Annotated in this window: 12 protein-coding genes; 7 read left to right on the top strand and 5 right to left on the bottom strand. The window is 69.9% G+C overall.

Going from position 1 to position 12,724, the window contains the following annotated elements; genetic code table 11:
• Positions 1–141: 141 nt before the first annotated feature.
• The 5 genes from SY2F82_RS12505 (at position 142) to SY2F82_RS12485 (ending at position 5,123) form a co-directional block, all read left to right on the top strand.
• Entirely contained in the window at positions 142–1,077 is a 936-nt protein-coding gene (locus SY2F82_RS12505; protein WP_200419074.1) for an SPFH domain-containing protein, read from the top strand.
• On the top strand, positions 1,074–1,322 hold the full coding sequence (locus tag SY2F82_RS12500) for a hypothetical protein (protein ID WP_200419073.1): 249 nt from the start codon (positions 1,074–1,076) through the stop codon (positions 1,320–1,322). The genes SY2F82_RS12505 and SY2F82_RS12500 overlap by 4 nt, the downstream gene beginning before the upstream one ends.
• A gap of 263 nt (positions 1,323–1,585) precedes the next feature.
• A complete protein-coding gene (locus SY2F82_RS12495) occupies positions 1,586–2,110 on the top strand; it encodes a PadR family transcriptional regulator (RefSeq protein ID WP_200419072.1) in 525 nt (174 codons plus the stop codon).
• Complete coding sequence (locus tag SY2F82_RS12490) at positions 2,107–2,796, top strand: ABC transporter ATP-binding protein (protein ID WP_200419071.1); 690 nt, start codon at positions 2,107–2,109, stop codon at positions 2,794–2,796. Before SY2F82_RS12495 ends, SY2F82_RS12490 begins: the two co-directional genes overlap by 4 nt.
• Complete coding sequence (locus SY2F82_RS12485) at positions 2,793–5,123, top strand: ABC transporter permease (protein ID WP_200419070.1); 2,331 nt, start codon at positions 2,793–2,795, stop codon at positions 5,121–5,123. The genes SY2F82_RS12490 and SY2F82_RS12485 overlap by 4 nt, the downstream gene beginning before the upstream one ends.
• A gap of 16 nt (positions 5,124–5,139) precedes the next feature.
• Here SY2F82_RS12485 and SY2F82_RS12480 read toward each other — a convergent pair whose 3' ends face one another.
• Positions 5,140–6,102 carry a LysR substrate-binding domain-containing protein gene (locus SY2F82_RS12480; RefSeq protein ID WP_200419069.1) on the bottom strand — a complete coding sequence of 321 codons (963 nt, stop codon included), beginning with the start codon at positions 6,100–6,102 and terminating at the stop codon, positions 5,140–5,142.
• 152 nt (positions 6,103–6,254) lie between these two features.
• Between SY2F82_RS12480 and SY2F82_RS12475 the strand changes: the two genes are divergently transcribed.
• Positions 6,255–6,809: a peroxiredoxin gene (locus SY2F82_RS12475; protein ID WP_103838369.1), complete on the top strand. Its 555-nt coding sequence runs from the start codon at positions 6,255–6,257 to the stop codon at positions 6,807–6,809.
• A 3-nt stretch (positions 6,810–6,812) separates the two neighbouring features.
• Positions 6,813–7,346, top strand: coding sequence for an alkyl hydroperoxide reductase (locus SY2F82_RS12470; RefSeq protein ID WP_200419068.1), 534 nt, complete (start codon positions 6,813–6,815; stop codon positions 7,344–7,346).
• Positions 7,347–7,367: 21 nt separating this feature from the next.
• Here the strand turns inward: SY2F82_RS12470 and SY2F82_RS12465 are convergent, their stop codons facing one another.
• From SY2F82_RS12465 to SY2F82_RS12450, 4 genes are all read right to left on the bottom strand, one after another.
• Positions 7,368–8,759 (bottom strand): AI-2E family transporter, encoded by a 1,392-nt coding sequence (locus SY2F82_RS12465; protein ID WP_200419067.1) that lies wholly within the window; start codon positions 8,757–8,759, stop codon positions 7,368–7,370.
• 173 nt (positions 8,760–8,932) lie between these two features.
• Complete coding sequence (locus tag SY2F82_RS12460; protein ID WP_200419066.1) at positions 8,933–9,625, bottom strand: transglycosylase SLT domain-containing protein; 693 nt, start codon at positions 9,623–9,625, stop codon at positions 8,933–8,935.
• 412 nt (positions 9,626–10,037) lie between these two features.
• Positions 10,038–11,363, bottom strand: coding sequence for a PhoH family protein (locus tag SY2F82_RS12455; RefSeq protein ID WP_200419065.1), 1,326 nt, complete (start codon positions 11,361–11,363; stop codon positions 10,038–10,040).
• A 347-nt stretch (positions 11,364–11,710) separates the two neighbouring features.
• Complete coding sequence (locus SY2F82_RS12450; protein ID WP_200419064.1) at positions 11,711–12,484, bottom strand: isoprenyl transferase; 774 nt, start codon at positions 12,482–12,484, stop codon at positions 11,711–11,713.
• Between the last annotated feature and the right edge of the window lie 240 nt (positions 12,485–12,724).

The raw sequence follows: 12,724 nt of genomic DNA, 5'->3' as shown, positions 1-12,724 counted from the left end.
GATCACGTCTTTTACGGACGTGAGATCCAGCACCCGCCCCATTGGAAACCGACGATCAGGAGGGGTGAAAGGTTGTCCGGAAGGGTAATGTGCTATCACTTAGCTAGACCGAAGCTAGAGACGAACCGGGGGAGACCACCCATGTCGACACAAGCCGCGTCCGCCGCCACGGACATACCGGAGATGCCCAGCCCGCGCGTGCGGGAGTTCCCGGCGCACAGCATCGGCGGCGGACTGGCGCTGCTGCTCGGGCTGGTGGGGTTGGTCCTGGGCGTCGGCCTGATCGCCGGCGGCGCGACGGTCACCGCGTCCGGCGTCAAGGCCGCACTCATCGTCGCCGGCGTGCTGATCGGCCTCGCGGCGTTCCTCGCGATGTGCGGTCTGAACACGGTGGCGCCGGGCGAGGCACGGGTGGTGCAGCTCTTCGGGCGCTACCGCGGCACCATCCGGCAGGACGGGCTGCGCTGGGTGAACCCCTTCACCTCGCGCACGAAGATCTCGACCCGCGTCCGCAACCACGAGACCGCCGTCCTGAAGGTCAACGACGCCTACGGCAACCCGATCGAGCTGGCCGCGGTGGTGGTCTGGAAGGTGGAGGACACGGCCCAGGCCACCTTCGAGGTCGACGACTTCCTGGAGTTCGTCGCCACACAGACCGAGGCCGCCGTGCGGCACATCGCGATCGAGTACCCGTACGACGCGCACGAGGAGGACGGGCTCTCGCTGCGCGGCAACGCGGAGGAGATCACCGAGAAGCTGGCCGCCGAGCTGCACGCGCGCGTGGAGGCCGCCGGGGTGCGGATCATCGAGTCGCGGTTCACGCACCTCGCGTACGCTCCGGAGATCGCGTCCGCGATGCTCCAGCGGCAGCAGGCCGGGGCGGTGGTCGCGGCGCGGCGGCAGATCGTCGACGGCGCGGTCGGGATGGTCGAGGCGGCGCTCGCCCGGATCGCGGAGCGGGACATCGTGGAGCTGGACGAGGAGCGGAAGGCGGCGATGGTGTCGAACCTGATGGTCGTGCTGTGCGGGGACCGGGCGCCGCAGCCGGTCCTGAACACCGGGTCGCTCTACCAGTGACAGCTCCCTCCGGGGGCGCGGACCCCCAGCGTCGGCCGCAGCAGCGCAAGCAGGTGCTGTTGCGGCTCGACCCGTCGGTGTACGAGGCGCTCGCGCGGTGGGCGTCGGACGAACTGCGCTCGGCGAACGCTCAGATCGAGTTCCTGCTGCGGCGGGCTCTGGCGGAGGCGGGGCGCCTGCCGCGCGAGGCGAAGCCGATCCCCCGCCGGGGGCGACCGCCGGCTTCGGACGAGCCGGAAGCGTAGGCGCCGGCCGGGAGCTCCGGCCCCCACCCCCTCCCCCATCCCCCCCACATCGGCCTGCGGCCTCGTCCTCGAACTCCCCGATGCTCTTCGAGCAGGGAGGAACCCCACGGACGGGCTGGACACACCGGTGCCGCCCGGCCTCGCGTCGGTACGTGTAGCAGAACCGTGACAATCAAGCGCCACCTGCACGGACTCACCGCCTGCCACGGCCTATACGCGCCATGTATACGCCAGGTGTATACGCCGTGTGTACAGTGCTCTGCATGTCCATCGGTCACACCCTCCTCGGACTCCTGGAGTCCGGGCCCCGCCACGGTTACGACCTGAAGCGGGCCTTCGACGAGAAGTTCGGTCATGACCGGCCGCTGCACTACGGCCAGGTCTACTCGACGATGTCCCGCCTGTTGAAGAACGGGCTCGTCGAGGTCGACGGGATCGAGCCCGGCGGCGGGCCGGAGCGCAAGCGCTACGCGATCACCGATACCGGCGTCACCGACGTCCAGCGGTGGCTGGCGACACCGGAGAAGCCCGAGCCGTATCTGCAGTCGACCCTGTACACCAAGGTCGTCATCGCCCTGCTCACGCACCGCGACGCGGCCGGCATCCTCGACACCCAGCGTGCCGAGCACCTGCGGATGATGCGGATCCTGACCGACCGCAAACGCAAGGGCGACCTGGCCGACCAGCTGATCTGCGACCACGCCCTGTTCCACCTGGAGGCCGACCTGCGGTGGCTCGAGCTGACCGCCGCACGCCTGGCCAAGCTCGCCGAGGCGGTGGCCGAGTGACTGCTCCCGCCGGTTCCCTGCTCGCCGCCGAGGGCCTGCGCAAGGCCTACGGACCCACCCTCGCGCTGGACGGCGCGGAGTTCTCCATCCACCCCGGCGAGATCGTCGCCGTGATGGGCCCCTCCGGGTCGGGCAAGTCGACCCTGCTGCACTGCCTGGCGGGGATCGTGCCGCCCGACGCCGGCTCCATCGTCTACAACGGCCGCGAGATGGCCGGTATGAGCGATGCCCAACGCAGCCTGCTGCGCCGCAGCGAGTTCGGGTTCGTCTTCCAGTTCGGCCAGCTCGTCCCCGAGCTGACCTGTGTGGAGAACGTGGCGCTGCCGCTGCGGCTGAACGGCACCTCCCGCAAACAGGCCGAGCAGACCGCGCTGTCCTGGATGGCCCGGCTAGAGGTCGACGACCTCGCGGGCAAGCGGCCCGGTGAGATATCCGGCGGCCAGGGCCAGCGCGTCGCCGTCGCCCGCGCCCTGGTCACGAACCCGCGCGTGCTCTTCGCCGACGAACCCACCGGTGCCCTCGACTCGCTCAACGGTGAGCGCGTGATGGAACTGCTCACGGAAGCGGCCCGCTCCACCAACGCCGCCGTCGTCCTGGTCACGCACGAGGCACGGGTGGCGGCCTACTCCGACCGCGAGATCGTCGTCCGCGACGGCAAGTCCAGGGACATGGAGCGCCTCGTATGAAGCTCCGTCAGTGGTCGAGAGACCTGGCCATGGGCGCCAGGTTCGCGTTCAGCAGTGGGCGCGAGGGATGGGCCCGGCTCCTGCTGACCGGTTTCGGCGTCGGTCTCGGCGTGGCGCTGCTCCTGCTCACCACCGCGCTCCCCAACGCGATCGCGGTGCGGCACGCACGGGACAACGCGCGCGCGGACCACACCTACAGCCAGGAGAAGAAGCCGAAGGCCGACAACACCCTGGTGATCGCCGACATCGACACCACCTACCGGCAGAAGGACGTCCGCGGACGGCTGATGGAGCCCGAGGGCGCCCGGGCGCCGCTGCCGCCCGGCCTCGACAGGTTCCCGGAACCCGGCACGATGGTCGTCTCCCCCGCCCTGAAGAAACTGCTCCAGTCCGACGACGGCGCCCTGCTGCGGCAGCGGCTGCCGTACCGGATCACCGGCACCATCGGGGAAGACGGGCTCATCGGCTCGCACGAACTGGCCTACTACGCGGGCGCCAAGGGGCTCGCCGCGAAGATCGACCCCCCGGACGTGGCCCGCATCGACATGTTCGGGGACAACGGGACCACGTCCGAGAAGGCGGACCCCGTCCTTCTCCTGCTGACCCTGGTCGTCTTCGTCGTCCTGCTCATGCCCGTCGGCGTCTTCATCGCCGCGGCCGTGCGGTTCGGCGGCGAGCGGCGCGACCGCAGGCTGGCGGCGCTGCGGCTCGTCGGCTCGGACAGCGGGATGACCCGGCGGATCGCCGCCGGCGAGGCGCTCGCGGGGTCACTGCTCGGACTGCTCTTCGGCACGGCCTTCTTCCTGCTCGGGCGTGAGCTCGCGGCATCCGTGGAGGTGTTCGGCTTCAGCGTCTTCCCCAGCTACATGAACCCCTCTCCCACGCTGGCCCTGCTCGTGGCGGTCGCGGTCCCGGCGGCCGCGGTCATGGTCACCCTGTTCGCGCTGCGCGGTGTCGTCATCGAACCGCTCGGCGTGGTGCGCACCGCGAAGCCCGCGCGGCGCAGGCTGTGGTGGCGCCTGCTGCTGCCGCTGGCCGGGCTCGCGATGCTCTACCCGATGCTCGGCAAGGGGCACACCAACGGGAACTTCAACGAGTACCTGGTCGTCGGGGGCGTCCTGCTGCTGCTGGTCGGCGTCACCGCACTGCTGCCGTGGGTCGTCGAGACGGTCGTGGCCCGGCTGAACTCCGGCGGCGTGGCCTGGCAACTGGCCGTGCGCAGGCTCCAGTTGAGCAGCGGCACCGCCGCCCGCATGGTCAACGGCATCGCCGTGGCGGTGGCCGGCGCGATCGCCCTGCAGATGCTGTTCTCCGGCGTCGAGGGCGACTACACGAAGCAGTCACGGGAGGACGTGTCACGGGCGCAGATGCAGGTGGGCCTGCCCAGCGACGTCCGGGTCGCCACAGCCGCCGAGGAGTTCGCCCGGACCAAGGGCGTGCGTCAGGTCATGGCGTTCTCCGGTTCGCAGATGGGCGACCGGCGCAAGGATCCCCAGGCCAGCAGTGATGTGACCGTCGGCGACTGCGCGGCCCTGCGCGAGGTGGCACACCTGCCCTCATGCCGGGAGGGCGACATCTTCGTGCTGCGGGGCGCCGAATACGACACCGACACGCCGGCCCTGGCCAAGCCGGGCCGCACCCTGTACCTCGACCCCTCGTACGGTGACGAGAAGGGCACGGAGTTCGCCTGGACGGTGCCGCAGGGCCTCAAGCAGGCGCAGTCCCGTGAGGACCCGACCGGTGTGCGGCGCGGCGGTTTCCTGTTCACCCGCGGCGCCCTGCCCGCACAGGCGGAGCGCGGCTTCCGGGGGGAGATCTACCTCGCGCTCGACCGCTCGGTTCCGGACGCCCCCGACTTGGTACGGAACACCGCGGCGCGGGTCGTCCCGTACTCGACCCCCATGACCTGGGCGGCCACCGAGCAGTCGGTGCGCTTCACCTCCATCCGCAGGGGGTTGTTCGTCGGCGCCACGTGCGTGCTGATGCTGATCGGCGCGAGCCTGCTCGTCTCCCAGCTCGAGCAGTTGCGCGAGCGCAAGAAGCTGCTGTCGTCGCTGGTCGCCTTCGGCACCCGGCGCCGCACGCTGAGCCTGTCGGTGCTGTGGCAGACGGCGATCCCCATCGCGCTCGGCCTGCTGCTGGCCTCGGTGGTCGGTCTGACACTGGGCGCCGTCCTGCTGAAGATGTCCGCCGCCACGGTGAGCGTGGACTGGGCGAGCGTGCTGACGATGACCGGTATCGGCGCGGGGGTCGTGCTGCTGGTCACCGCGCTCAGCCTGCCGCCGCTGCTGCGGCTGATGCGGCCGGACGGGCTGCGCACGGAGTAGCCGGTGCGGGGCCCGGTCAGTCGCCGGGTCCCAGCACCCGTACGGGGAGCGGCCGGAGCGCCTCGCGCAGCGACGCGGCCAGCTCCTCGTACTCCGGGCCCCGTGCGGCGCCCGCGCGCATGGCGAAGGCGACGCGCCGGGTGGGGGCCGGATCCGCGAAGTAGCCGGTGAGGAGCCGGCCGTTGCGGGTGGTCTCCACCTCGACCGCGGTACGCGGCAACAGGGTGACGCCGAGGCCGCCCGCGACCAGCTGCACGAGGGTGGACAGGCCGGCCGCGGTCGTCGTCACGGGCGCGTCCTCGCGACCCGCCTCCCGGCAGATGTCGAGGGCCTGGTCGCGCAGGCAGTGCCCCTCGTCCAGAAGCAGCAGGTTCAGCTCGCGCAGCGCCTCGCGGGGAATCCCGTCCCGGCCGCCGAGCCAGTGGTCGAGCGGGGTGACGAGGACGAAGTCCTCGTCGAAGAGCGGCAGTTCGATGACGCCGGGGACCCCGAGGGGGACCGCGAGCAGCAGCAGGTCGAGGCGGCCGGTGGTCAGCCCGTCGAGCAGGTTCGCGGTCTGCTCCTCGTGGACCTGGAGGTCGAGGTGCGGATAGCGGTCGTGGACGAGGTTGAGGACGGTGGGCAGGAGGTACGGTGCCACCGTCGGGATCACGCCGAGCCGCAGCGCCCCGGTGAAGGGGGCGCGGACGGCCTCGGCCTCCTCCATCAGCGCGCCGACCTCCTCCAGCACCGCCTTGGCCCGTACGGCGAGGCGCTCACCGGCGGGTGACAGGAGCACCTTGCGGGTGGTGCGCTCCAGCAGGGTGACGCCGAGGACCTCCTCCAGGGCGGAGACGGCCCCCGAGAGGGCGGGCTGGCTCATGCCGATCGCGGCGGCGGCGTCCCGGAAGTGGAGATGCTCGGCGACGGCGGCGAAGGCGCGCAGCTGGGCGAGCGTGGGCTGGCGGCGCCCGTTGGTCCTGGACCCACCCACGGCCATGCTCTTACTCCCGGTTACTGATAGCCGACACCGATCAACACGACCGAGTGTAGCTATTTCCCTAATCAATGCACCCTGTGCCAGCATCGGAACAGTCCAACCCATGAGAAGCACCTTGCGCTCGAGGTGCTTCTGTGCTGCAAGGAGAGCATGTGCTCACTGTCGGTGACAAGTTCCCCGAGTTCGAACTGACCGCCTGCGTCTCGCTGGAGAAGGGCAAGGAGTTCGAGCAGATCAACCACAAGACCTACGAGGGCAAGTGGAAGATCGTCTTCGCATGGCCCAAGGACTTCACCTTCGTGTGCCCGACCGAGATCGCGGCCTTCGGCAAGCTGAACGACGAGTTCGCCGACCGTGACGCCCAGATCCTCGGGTTCTCCGGCGACTCCGAGTTCGTGCACCACGCCTGGCGCAAGGACCACCCGGACCTGCGCGAGCTGCCGTTCCCGATGATGGCCGACTCCAAGCACGAGCTGATGCGCGCGCTGGGCATCGAGGGTGAGGACGGCTTCGCGCAGCGTGCCGTCTTCGTCGTCGACCCGAACAACGAGATCCAGTTCACCATGGTGACGGCGGGCTCCGTGGGCCGTAACCCCAAGGAGGTCCTGCGGGTTCTGGACGCCCTGCAGACCGACGAGCTGTGCCCGTGCAACTGGAACAAGGGCGAGGAGACCCTCGACCCGGTCAAGCTGCTGGCTGGTGAGTGACGTATGTCCCTCGACTCCCTGAAGTCCGCCCTGCCGGACTACGCCAAGGACCTGAAGCTCAACCTGGGCTCGGTCATCGGCAACTCCGAGCTGCCGGCGCAGCAGCTGTGGGGCACGGTGCTGGCGACGGCGATCGCGTCGCGCTCGGCGATCGTGCTGCGCGAGCTGGAGCCGGAGGCGAAGGCGAACCTCTCGCCGGAGGCGTACACCGCCGCGAAGTCCGCGGCGGCCGTCATGGCGATGAACAACGTCTTCTACCGCACGCGGCACCTGCTGTCGGACCACGAGTACGGCAGCCTGCGGGCGGGACTGCGGATGAACGTCATCGGCAACCCCGGGGTCGACAAGGTCGACTTCGAGCTGTGGTCGTTCGCGGTGTCGGCGATCAACGGCTGCGGGATGTGCCTGGACTCGCACGAGCAGGTGCTGCGCAAGGCGGGCGTCGAGCGTGAGGTCGTCCAGGAGGCCTTCAAGATCGCGTCTGTCGTCCAGGCGGTCGGTGTGACGCTGGACGCGGAGGCGGTCCTCTCCGAGTGATCCGGCCGTCGAGGGCCTCGCTCACCCTTGGTGGGCGGGGCCCTCGGCGTTGTCGTAGCCGTCCCCGGGGGCTGCGCCCCCAGACGCCTCTCCGGCCGGAACGACTTCGTCCTCGATCTCCCTGACAGCAGGTGCCTCCGGTCGGGCCGGTTGCTGCCGACCGGCGTCACCGAAAGCCTGTTCGGCGGCGTAGGACCGCAGGTAGCCCACCACCGTGTTCGTCACCGCCACCAGCGGTACCGCCACCACGGCGCCGCCGATGCCGGCCACCATGCCGCCGGCCGCGACCGTCAGGACCACGGCGAGGGGGTGGACGCGGACCGCGCGGCCGAGGATGAACGGCTGGAGGATGTGGCCCTCGATCTGCTGGACCGCGAGGACGACCACGAGGGTCATCACCGCGGTGAAGACGCCGTGCGTCACCAGCGCCACGATCACCGCCAGCGCGCCGGAGGCGACGGCGCCCACCAGGGGGACGAAGGAGAACAGGAAGATGAAGACGGCCAGGGGGACGGCCATCGGCACGTTGAGGAAGTAGATGCCGATGCCGATGAAGATGGCGTCGATGAGGGCGACCAGGACCGTGCCCCGGACGTAGGCCGTGAGGGTGCGCCAGGCGCGCGGGCCGGCGCCGGCCACACCCGGGCGGGCTGCGGCGGGCACCAGCTTCAGGAACCACTGCCAGATGCGCTCGCCGTCGTAGAGCAGGAAGAGCGTCGAGAAGAACACCAGCAGGATGCCGGTCAGAGCCTCGACGATGACCTGAACGCCCTCCAGGCCCGCGGACGTTATCTGGTCCGTGTTGGCGCCGATCGCCTCGCGGAGGTTCTTGGCGATCTGGTTGATCTGCTTGTCGGTGACGTGGAAGGGGCTCTTCAGCAGCCAGTTGCGCAGGTCGTCGATGCCGTTCTGGATCTGGGTGGACAGCGCGTCGATGTTCTCCACGACCTGCCACGTCACGAACCAGCCGAGCAGGCCCAGCAGGACGAAGCCCAGGATCACGGTGAGCGCGGTGGCCGGTCCGCGTGGTACACCGCGGCGTTTCAGCCGGGCGACCGTCGGCTGGAGCAGTGCGGTCATCAACAGCGCGATGACGAAGGCGAACACCACCAGCTGCACGGTGCTGATGACCCTCATCAGCACCCACACCGTGCCCGCGAGCACCAGGAGCCGCCAGCCGGCCTCGGCCGCCACCCGTACGCCCCAGGGCACGGCCTGGGCGGGATCGGGGCGGCGTCCGCCGGGCACCGGCGGTGGCGGTGCGACGGGCGGCGGGGGCACGTCCGGGGCGGGGCGTGACGGTCCGGGCTCGGCGTGCTCCTTCTCCACCTCGGCGCGGCGCTCGTCCAGGCGCTCGCTGATCTCGGTCAGCCCGGCCCCGAGCCGACCCAGCCACCCTGGAACTCGCGACATGATCCGTCCTCTTCCCCCGCTTCTCCGGGTGCTCCCCACCACTCCCCCCTGGAGTCGTCGGTTCCGACCGTACATGGTGGGGGCGGCGGTCCCTGAGACGGCCGCAGCCCCTCACCCATAGACGGTGAGAGGCTGTGCAGGGTTGAGTGCCGCAGGCGGGCGGGACCGGCGGCTCAGTACCAGCTGTTGGCCTGCCAGAAGGACCACGCCTGGCAGGGGCTGCCGTAGCGGCTGTCCATGTAGTTGAGGCCCCACTTGATCTGGGTGGCCGGGTTGGTCCGCCAGTCGGCGCCGGCGGAGGCGTACTTGCCGGCCGGCAGCGCCTGGAAGAGGCCGTAGGCACCGGAGGAGGCGTTGACCGCCTGGTAGTTCCAGCTGGACTCGTGGTTCACGATGTTGCTGAAGCACTGGAACTGGTCGGCCGCCACCATCTGACGCGCCATCGCCTGGATCTGCGCGACGGTGTACGAGCTCTGGACCGCGAAGCTGGAGGCGTCACGGCTCGCGCTGCGGCTGGCGGCCTCCGCCGCCTTGCGCGCCTTGGCTGCCTCTTCGGCCTGCTGCGCCGCCTTCTGCTTGGCGATCGCGTCCGCGGCCGCCTGCTTGCGGGCCGCTTCCTCGGCGTCCTTCTTGGCGAGCGTGTCCGCGGCGATGGCCTGCGCGTCCGCCTGCTGCGTCAGCGACGCCGTCTGAACCTGGGCCTGCTGACCGGCGGGTATGTCGGCGAGGAGCGTCGAGTCGGCTGCGGTCGCCTCGGCGTCGTTCGTCTGGGCAGTGCTGCCCGAGGCGACTCCGACGACGCTTCCGACAGCGGTGACCGCCGTGGCCGAGGCCACTGCGAATCCCCGGACCGAGATCGGGCTCACACGGTTTCCTTCCAGCATCGCCCGCTTCGGTGACCCTGGCGGACGCGATCGTGCCCCTGACACTGGCCTCCCACCTGCGGGGTCACGGGAGGCACGGGCCCGGTGGGCGACTCCCGCTGAGGGAGCGCCGCGTGGTGCTCGGGCGGCATACGACGGCTCTATGCAGTTGGTGTTCCTGTGGCGTCGTACCGCTGGGGGTACAACTGTGTCGTATGCGGGGCCTGACAGGAACGAGACTCTGCCGCAATCCGGCGCCGCGTTGCAATTCCGAGATGAGTGTGAAAGCTCACATCCCGTTTGGACCCCGCAATTCTCGGGATCTCCCGCACATGACAGCGCCGCCCGGCTAGGCTCTACGCCTTTGCCGGACGGCGCCAACTCATGGGTAGCTATCCCATGTTGAACACTTGGGTCAGATCTGCCCGTCCTCGAGCATTTCGGTCACAAGGGCAGCGATCTGGGACCTCTCGGACCGGGTGAGCGTGACATGCGCGAAGAGCGGATGCCCCTTCAGTTTCTCCACCACGGCGACGACTCCGTCATATCGCCCGACGCGCAGATTGTCCCTTTGCGCCACATCATGGGTCAGAACGACCCGCGAATTGGCGCCGATGCGGGACAGAACGGTCAGCAGTACGTTCCGTTCGAGTGACTGCGCCTCGTCCACGATCACGAACGCGTCGTGCAGCGAGCGGCCGCGGATATGGGTGAGCGGGAGGACCTCCAGCATCCCGCGCGCGGTGATCTCCTCGATGACCTCGCGGGTGGTGACCGCGGAGAGGGTGTCGAAGACCGCCTGCGCCCAGGGGCTCATCTTCTCGGCCTCGGTGCCCGGCAGGTAGCCGAGCTCCTGCCCGCCCACCGCGTACAGCGGGCGGAAGACCATCACCTTCTGGTGCTGCCGCCGCTCCAGCACGGCCTCCAGTCCGGCGCACAGCGCGAGCGCCGACTTGCCGGTGCCGGCCCGGCCGCCCATCGACACGATCCCGACGTCCGGGTCGAGCAGCAGGTCGAGCGCGATCCGCTGCTCGGCGCTGCGCCCCTTGATGCCGAACGCCTCCCGGTCCCCGCGCACCAGGCGGACGTCACCCTCCGCCGTGACCCGGCCGAGTGCCTTGCCCCGTTCCGACTGGATGGTCAGACCGGTGTGCACGGGCAGGTCGGCCGCTTCGGGGACGTGCAGGTGGCCGTCCTCGAAGAGGATGTCCACCTGTTCGGCGGACAGGGTCAGTTCGGACATCCCGGTCCAGCCGGAGGAGTCCGTGATGGCCAGTTCCGCGCGGTACTCCTCGGCGAGGAGGCCGACCGAGGACGCCTTGATCCGCAGCGGCAGGTCCTTCGACACGACGGTGACGTCGAACCCCTCCGCCTGCAGGTTGCGGGCGACCGCGAGGATGCGGGAGTCGTTGTCCCCGAGGCGGTAGCCGGTGGGCAGAACGCTGGGGTCCGAGTGGTTGAGCTCCACCCGGACGGTTCCGCCGAGGTCCCCGATCGGGATGGGGGCGTCGAGCCGGCCGTGCCGTACGCGGTAGTCGTCCAGGTGGCGCAGGGCCTGCCGGGCGAAGTAGCCGAGTTCGGGATGGTGCCGCTTGGCCTCCAGCTCCGTGACCACGACGATCGGAAGCACGACCTCGTGCTCCTCGAAGCGGGTCATGGCATTGGGGTCGGCCAGCAGGACGCTGGTGTCGAGAACGTAGGTGCGCCGGTCTGGCTTGGGGCGCTTTGTGCTGGTCACCACGGAAGGACGTACCCCCTCGGATGAGGTCGGGGAGCGACGAGGCGGAGCTGGACCGGTCGTCGGCCGCGATGCACGGGCCGAGGACCGGCCCTCCGCGTCTGCGTCCGTGCTGTGACCGCACGGTCGGGCTGGTGCAAAGGGCCTCCCGGGCGGACGGCCCCGTGCCGTCCGCTGAGATACGACACCCGTGGTTCGGGTGTCGACCTGTCTGGCTTATGCCCTCGAAAATGCGCCGCCATGCCACGGCATATGACGGCGCCCCGGTGAACTCCTTGTTACATCCCGTCGCCCGGGCGGGTGACGCCAGGGGCGGCGCGCGGGTGCCGATGGCCGGCGCGCGGGATGTCCTAGCCCCCGTAGCGGCGGTGCCGCGCCGCGTAGTCACGCAGTGCGCGCAGGAAGTCGACCTTCCGGAAGGCCGGCCAGAAGACTTCGCAGAAGTAGTACTCGGAATGGGCCGTCTGCCACAGCATGAATCCCGACAGACGCTGCTCGCCGCTCGTACGAATCACCAGATCGGGGTCGGGCTGGTCACTCGTATAGAGGTGCCGGCCGATCATGTCGATGTCGACGGACTCGGCGAGGTCCTCCATCGAGGTGCCCTTCTCATGGGCGTCGAGGAGCATCGAGCGTACGGCGTCGGCGATCTCCTGACGGCCGCCGTAGCCGATGGCGACGTTGACGAGTATCCCGTCGACGTGCGCGGTGGCCTCCTCGGCCTCCTTGAGGACGGTCTGCATCTGCGCGGGCAGCAGGTCGAGCGCGCCGACGTGGTGCACACGCCAGCGGCCGTCGGCGGCGAGGGAGCGGACGACGTCCTCAATGATCTTCAGGAGCGGGACCAGCTCCTCCTTCGGCCGGTCGAAGTTGTCCGTGGACAGCAGCCAGAGGGTGACGACCTCGACGTCCGTCTCGGCGCACCAGCCGAGGAACTCCTCGATCTTGTCGGCTCCGGCCTGGTGCCCCTGCGCGGTGGTCGATCCCGCGGCCTTCGCCCAGCGTCGGTTGCCGTCCATGATGACGCCGATGTGCTTGGGCACCTGAGCGTGGTCCAGGTGGCCTTCCACCCGGCGTGCGTACAGCCTGACGAGCAGGCCGCGCAGCTTGTCGCGCAGGTTCACGTGATTGTCAGCCCCTCCGTGCGGATCAGACAGGCGCGGTCGTGCGCGATCCCCGTCAAATGGCGGTCCCCGAAGCCGAAGCCTACCGCCGGAGCGGGCGGGGGCGGCCAACGGGTGTCAGCGGGTTGGTTTGGGTTTGTGGGTGTCAATGGGGGCGGGGGTGGGGGGATTTGGGCTGATTGGCTACCCGCGCGCCGGGATACGGAACCGGCTCTGTTCAGCTCGTACGGATGGGGTTTC

It is taken from the genome of Streptomyces sp. Y2F8-2 (assembly GCF_014905555.1).
Taxonomy (GTDB): Bacteria; Actinomycetota; Actinomycetes; order Streptomycetales; family Streptomycetaceae; genus Streptomyces; species Streptomyces cynarae.
Note: the sequence above shows the minus strand (reverse complement) of the source record. Positions and strands in the feature narration are given on the sequence as shown.

Bases quoted from the DNA above. Each gene is read 5' to 3' on its own strand.
- SY2F82_RS12505 (WP_200419074.1), top strand. From the start codon at position 142: ATGTCGACACAAGCCGCGTCCGCCGCCACGGACATACCGGAGATGCCC.
- SY2F82_RS12495 (WP_200419072.1), top strand. From the start codon at position 1,586: ATGTCCATCGGTCACACCCTCCTCGGACTCCTGGAGTCCGGGCCCCGC.
- SY2F82_RS12485 (WP_200419070.1), top strand. From the start codon at position 2,793: ATGAAGCTCCGTCAGTGGTCGAGAGACCTGGCCATGGGCGCCAGGTTC.
- SY2F82_RS12480 (WP_200419069.1), bottom strand. From the start codon at position 6,102: ATGGCCGTGGGTGGGTCCAGGACCAACGGGCGCCGCCAGCCCACGCTC.
- SY2F82_RS12470 (WP_200419068.1), top strand. From the start codon at position 6,813: ATGTCCCTCGACTCCCTGAAGTCCGCCCTGCCGGACTACGCCAAGGAC.
- SY2F82_RS12465 (WP_200419067.1), bottom strand. From the start codon at position 8,759: ATGTCGCGAGTTCCAGGGTGGCTGGGTCGGCTCGGGGCCGGGCTGACC.